Annotated in this window: 4 protein-coding genes; 1 reads left to right on the top strand and 3 read right to left on the bottom strand. The window is 45.0% G+C overall.

Features of this window, described 5'->3' with window-relative positions; translation table 11 throughout:
• On the top strand, positions 1-684 hold a 684-nt coding region (locus PN466_RS09680), incomplete at its 5' end, for a peroxidase family protein (RefSeq protein ID WP_271939117.1).
• 128 nt (positions 685-812) lie between these two features.
• Here the strand turns inward: PN466_RS09680 and PN466_RS09675 are convergent.
• From PN466_RS09675 to PN466_RS09665, 3 genes are all read right to left on the bottom strand, one after another.
• Entirely contained in the window at positions 813-4,175 is a 3,363-nt protein-coding gene (locus tag PN466_RS09675; RefSeq protein ID WP_271939116.1) for an efflux RND transporter permease subunit, read from the bottom strand.
• A gap of 712 nt (positions 4,176-4,887) precedes the next feature.
• Entirely contained in the window at positions 4,888-5,235 is a 348-nt protein-coding gene (locus tag PN466_RS09670) for a hypothetical protein (protein WP_271939114.1), read from the bottom strand.
• A gap of 43 nt (positions 5,236-5,278) precedes the next feature.
• A complete protein-coding gene (locus tag PN466_RS09665; RefSeq protein WP_271939112.1) occupies positions 5,279-5,827 on the bottom strand; it encodes a GIY-YIG nuclease family protein in 549 nt (182 codons plus the stop codon).
• Positions 5,828-6,088: the final 261 nt, after the last annotated feature.

Here is a 6,088-nt window from a genome sequence, read left to right as displayed (position 1 = left end):
TGGGCCCTCTTTTGCTTGATGGTAGGCTACGCCCAGGGACTCTCTACTCTGGTGGGGGACTATCTTAAGGAGTCGGGGCATTGCTTTGCTTGGACACTCTTCATTTATATCGTAACTTATTCATCGGACTTGATATTACTTGCTGATGATTTATGCAATTTCTTATTTGGGCCTCCTGGAGCAGGTGGATTTGATTTAGCGTCTCTGAATATTCAACGCGGTCGAGACCATGGATTACCGAGTTATAATGCAACTCGGATCGGATTAGGTTTAAACCCGGCTGCTAGTTTTGCTGATATTACCTCTAATCTTCAGTTTCAGACTGCGTTAGCCGAAGTTTATGAAACGGTAGACCAAGTAGATTTATGGATTGGAGGATTGGCAGAAGACACTGTTTCTGGCAGTATGGTCGGTGAAGTGTTCCAAGCTATTTTAGCGGATCAGTTTCTGCGTTTACGCGACGGCGATCGCTTCTTTTATCTCAATGATGCTGATTTAGATCCTTGGATGGCAGAACTCGAAAGTATTACCCTCGCGGAAGTTATTCGTGACAATTCTACAGTAACTTCGATCCAAGATCAAGCTTTTCTAGTCAGTCAAGATATTCCTGAATCTTCTAATGTCTTAGGACTTTTGGGAATCTTAGGTTTGATGATCTTTTGGAAGCACAGCAGAGTAAATTGACCAGAGGACAGCAGGGGTAAAAATTGGTCGCCCCGATTTTAATCCCTGTATCTAGTAAATGGGGTAGGTGCGTTGAATAGCGCACCTTACTGCCATGGCTGGCCCCCAACCGAGACCCATCGTTAAGATTACGACCATTTACCAGTTTCTGACTCTTCCGGTTTAGTCTCTGATTCAGTTGGCATATCCGGTTGATCCTCATCAGTGCCATTGCTGTGGCCATTCTTAGCCAAGGGTTTCTTCAATAGACCCGATAAATTCCCCAGGGCTGATAAACCACCCGAACCACCACTAGATCTTGTCAGTTTTTGGGGTCTTTCTCCTTTCAGGAGGAATGCTTCCAAGTTTTTCACTGCAATATAGAGGTTCGGTGTAATCACCAAACTGAGGATAGTTCCCAACAGCATTCCCCCAAAGATGGCAGTTCCCAAAGACCAACGACTGCTCGAGCCTGCTCCGGACGCTGTAACCAGAGGCCAGAACCCAACTAGGGTGGAAAAGGCAGTCATTTGAATGGGTCGGAAGCGCTGTTCGGCTGCTTGCGTGGCTGCTCTGGTAAAATCTAGACCTTTTTCATGGAGTTGGTTGGCAAACTCGACAATCAGAATCGAGTTTTTGGAGGCTAACCCGATGAGCATGACGAGGGCAACTTGGCAGTAGACATCATTGGTGACGACGGGCCAAAGTCCTCCCGCTTGAATCACGTTGGCGCGGAACCAAACAGCACTGAGCGCACCGAGGACGGACAGAGGCACGGACAACATGATAATGGCGGGGTCGATGTAGCTCTCATACTGAGCGGCTAAGACCAGGAATACCATTATAAAGCCGAGACCGAAGATAATCGGCGCACTGCCTCCAGAGGCTTTTTCTTCTAGGGCGGTTCCTTGCCAGGAGTAGCCAAAACCGGGGTCTAGGACTTCTGCTGCGGCTTGTTCCATGGCGGCGATCGCCTGTCCGGAACTGTAGCCTGGAGCTGGCCCCCCTTGAATTTTAATCGAGCGGAAGATATTAAAATGTTGGATAATCTCCGGCCCGGTAAACTCCGTCAGCTCGATCAGACTGCCCAAGGGAATCATTTGCCCATCCCTAGAGCGGACATAAAACTGATTAATATCTTCTGGATTGGAGCGATAGGGGGCATCCGCTTGTACATAAACCCGATATTGCCGTTGACCGAGTACAAAGTCATTGACATAGCTCGATCCGAGATAAACCTGTAGGGTGCGGAAGACTTCAGCCACATCTACATTCAAGGCATTGGCGCGATCGCGCAATACTTCGATTTGTTGCTGGGCTTTATTGGCGGTAAACAGGGTAAACGCTTGGCCCACGGCGGGATATTGCTCAGAGTTTACTGCCCCAATCAGACGATAGGCATTCTCCATTAACTGTTGAATGGTGGCATTTCCAGTTCGGTCTTGCAGTTGAAACTCAAACCCCCCGGTACTCCCCATTCCTTGCACTGGAGGTGCATTCATGGCAATGGCAAACACCTCTGGAACACTGGCTAGAGACTGGTTGATACGGCCGAGTACCCCATACACGGACTGCTCTGGATTCGGACGCTCAGCCCAGGGTTTCATCATCACAAAAACGATGCCTTTACTGGGGTCTTGGCCATCGAAACTAAACCCAGCCGCTCCAAAGGTATGCTCGACTTCAGGTATAGCCCGAATTTTTTCTTCCACTTTCCGGCTCACTTCTGCGGTGTAGTTGAGAGATACCCCATCAGGAGCTTGATAAATCACCACAAAATAGCCTTGGTCTTCTTGGGGTACAAATCCACTGGGCACTGAATTGTACATGAATACCGTGGCGACCAAACCGGCAATAAATACCCCAATAACTAGGACATTAATCCGGGTTAGAAATTGAATCAATCCCCCATATCGGCGCTCTACCCAACCGAACCCTTGGTTAAATTTCTCAAAGAGCCAGGCTAAGGGGCCATGATTGTCTTGTCGGGGACGCAAGAGCAACGCCGACATGGTGGGCGAGAAGGTGAGGGCGTTAAAGGTGGAACAGGCGATCGCAAAAGCAATGGTTAAGGCAAATTGCTTAAAGATAATCCCCGTGGTTCCAGGAAAGAAGGAAACGGGAATAAACACCGCCATCAACACCGCAGAAGTGGCGATCGTTGCCCCCGTTAGCTCTTCCATCGCATCCAAAGCCGCTTGGCGAGGGCGCATTCCCTCCTCAATTTTGGTCGAAACCGCCTCCACAATCACGATCGCATCATCGACCACCAAACCCGAAGCCAGAGTAAAGGCAAACAAGGTCATGGTATTAATTTCAAAGCCTGCTATCATCAGCCCGGCAGATGCGCCAATCAGAGCCACTGGAATGGCGATCGCTGGAACCAGAGTCGATCGCCAGTCTTGGAGAAACACAAACAGAATCAGAATCACTAACCCAATGGCTTGGAAGAGGGTAGTCACCACTTCTTGCAGCGATTGATTAATAAATACAGTTGTATCATAGGCAACTACCATATTTAACCCTGGCGGAAAGTCCTTAGCTAACTGTGCCATTTCCGCTTTCACTGCACGGGCTGTTTCCAGAGCATTAGACCCCGGTAACTGATAGATTGCAATTCCCACCCCTGGGTTAGTATCTAAAAGAATGTCTACGCTGTAGTCTTGCGCTCCTAGTTGCACTCGACCGACATCTTGAAGTTTAACCAGGCTTCCTCCTGGCCCAACACTGAGTACCAATTCTTCAAAATCACTGACATCAACAAATCGCCCCACTGCTCGCAGGGGAATCTCAAACTGTTGACCTTCTGGAGCTGGAGCTTGTCCGATTTTCCCCGCACCCACTTGAATATTTTGCTGTTGCAGAGCGTTCGCTACATCAGAAGCCGTCAATCCCCGTGCTGCCATTTTATTCGGGTCTAGCCAAATTCGCATGGCATATTTGCGATCGCCCAGTAGACTAGCTTGCCCCACTCCTGGAAGTCGTTTGAGTTGGTCAAGCACCGACAAATCCAGATAGTTACTCATGAATATCTCATCATAGAGATAATTCCCACTCTCATCTTTATCAGAGGAAAAACCTAATACCAAGAGAATACTCGGTGATGCTTTATCGATGTTCACCCCCGTTTGCCTCACCTCTGCGGGAAGTTGGGCTTCAGCAGCAGCAACTCGGTTTTGCACATTGACTTGGGCAATGTCCCGATCTACATCTTGGGGAAAGGCTACCCGAATAGAGGTCAAACCGGAGTTGTTGGTGTTGGAGTACATATATTTCATGTTCTCCACCCCATTAATTTCCCGCTCAATAATGGTCGTGGTTGTCGTTTCTGTCGTTTGTACGTCTGCCCCAATATAGGCTGAGGTGACTTCTACTTCGGTGTTAGCTAACTGAGGCAGTTGGGAGATTGGCAGTAGGGGCAGACAGATCGCCCCAACCAATACAATCAAGATGGAGCAAACCGTCGTTAAGACCGGTCGCTTGATGAAATTGTCAGCAATACTTAGGAGCATAGGTCATCAGTCAAGACAATCAAGACAATCAAGGGGCATGAAGGAAGCTCAACATTCAACTGGCATTGAAGTTCCTCCAGTTTATCTCAAGGTTGAATTTTCACAAGAGCGGCAGGTTACATTCCCCTATTTCCCTATTCCCCCACTCCCCCACTCCCTCTCTGTCGTCTACTGAAACGCTGATGGGATTGGGGGCGAGCCATGGTCAGAGCTTCCAATTGTCCGCAAAACATCCATTGGTTTGCTGTTTTCCACAGGGCTAGAATCCCCTGAAATCGTTGTCCTCTCTAGGGTAACGTCCGCAAAATGCCAACAGATTGCAGACAATCATTCGGGCGATCTTAGGGAGTGTAGGGAGATGAGTGATATTTTAATGGTTTCAAAGCCCAAATCAATCTAGCAGTTAGAGTGATTACTGACCAATCCCGTACTTGATAAAAGAGCCACGCGCTGTAGAATCTATATATTCATATTCATAGAAACGGCAAACTTTGTTGTTCTCTATTTTTTCGTAACAGAATTCATCATAAAATTCTTTGGTAAATACATCAGTATCGTGGTATTTTGCTAAAGTAAAACAGTTCATGTATAATAAAAAATACACACAAAAAAAACTAAAAGGACGTGATCTTAAGATATTTTTCAACTCAGAAGTATATCGTGAATAGTGTGAGATCTCTGAGCATTTTATTAATTCATGGGCAGGAGTAGATTAATCATGCTTTACATCATAAACTGTTTCAATATAAGCCGTTAACTCACGGGTAAAGGATAGGCAAACACCTATAGATCTAATATTTGGGTTTAATCGTTTTTTTATGCTTGGTTTGATTTGCGGAAGTATATCTATCTTATCGAAAGATTGATTAGCTTTAATAAAATAGTCCCAATAACGTTTATCATTTTTTTCTACTAGGGCAGGCACTCTGTACGGATTTGATAATTGCTCCAAAGTCAAGAATTCATAATGGTTAAGAAAACAAAATTTATTTTCACGGCGCATATCTTCTATCTTTTGTGAAAACGATTCGTAAAACAATAATGGCTCAAAATATTCCATAGTTGTACAATCTATAAACATCAAAAATAATAGAACTAATTCGTCAATATTTTTGGGTGGAACTGGGTAATCCAATGTTTATATTTGAGACATTCCTTGAAGTCCAAAGAGGAATACATCTTCTCTGTGAAAACTCTCTATATTCTTCTTCTACAAAAACGAACGTATCAATTTCAAGTTCATAATGATAGTTAGACCATTGAACGATTTCCAACTCTGTCCCTAGTCGTATTTGTTCTTTTATCTCTACTGGGATATGGGGAAGCAAGTTTCTTGTCTTTGGATAAATAGTTTTTTCCTCAATCTTGTATTCTTTGGCGATTTCTACAAGTTCATATACAGCCTTAGAAACAGGCATAGTAAAAAATTCTCGATTTGATTCGGTTCGATAGTCAAGAAATTTATCATGCAATATCCCCTCCACAGTTTCACAATCAGATACTTCTTCCTTGTGAACTACTACAAAAGGGGTTGGGACTCCAGTTCCTTGTAGCTCTTTTGCTCTAAGTTCTACATCTCTTGTTGTTCTGCCAATTTTTACCTGTTCTGGAAACGATTGATTAAAAAGTATATAAACAAAACCTTGACTCATTAATTTCTAGCCTTTGCCCTTTGTATTTTTAATTTTATACCATCTGAGTCGTTTTAGTTTCAGTCGTAGGGTGCGTTAGCGACAGCGTAACGCACGCGATCACGATCGCCTACGAAGCCTATCCTACTGGACTGGCAAGCTTAAAATTGTGGGTAAAGGTGGTTAAGTTTAATGCGAGCATCGTCCGTCGTGAATTGCCATTGGATTTTCACTTTTTCCCGATTTCTTTCTTCTTGCCAGTGCGCTAATTCTACTTTCAAT

This window comes from Roseofilum reptotaenium CS-1145 (genome assembly GCF_028330985.1).
GTDB classification, from domain to species: Bacteria; Cyanobacteriota; Cyanobacteriia; order Cyanobacteriales; family Desertifilaceae; genus Roseofilum; species Roseofilum reptotaenium.
Note: the sequence above shows the minus strand (reverse complement) of the source record. Positions and strands in the feature narration are given on the sequence as shown.